The following is a 334-nucleotide window of genomic DNA, read 5'->3' as shown; positions in this document are numbered from 1 at the left end:
TTGACCAATGGCAATATAATGGTGCATCTGCTAAGGAAGATACACCATTTAAATTAAGCGATGTGGTAGATCAAGCCATTACCATTCGGGATCATTCGGCAAGCAACTTGTTTACTGTCACCTTGAAAGATTTACCAGCAGGTACAATCGTCAATGGTATGGTACAAACCATGATCGATACAAATAATGATGGTAACCCTGATACCCCAGTATGGACAGCAAGTGTTACGGTAGATCCGAATGCCATTGATGCCCAAGCCGAAGCTGCTTTGCAAGATCTGTTAGACAGTATTGTGATCACGCCACCAGCAGACTGGAATCATAATGGTCAATT

General features: G+C 42.5%; 1 protein-coding gene. It reads left to right on the top strand.

Features of this window, described 5'->3' with window-relative positions; all coding sequences use genetic code 11:
• Nucleotides 1-334: hypothetical protein (locus ACNPNW_RS06465; protein ID WP_448766775.1), on the top strand; the 334-nt coding region annotated here is incomplete at both ends.

It is taken from the genome of Acinetobacter endophylla, from assembly GCF_053543775.1.
The sequence above is the reverse complement of the archived record's forward strand: the minus strand, read 5'-3'. Positions and strand labels throughout refer to the sequence as shown.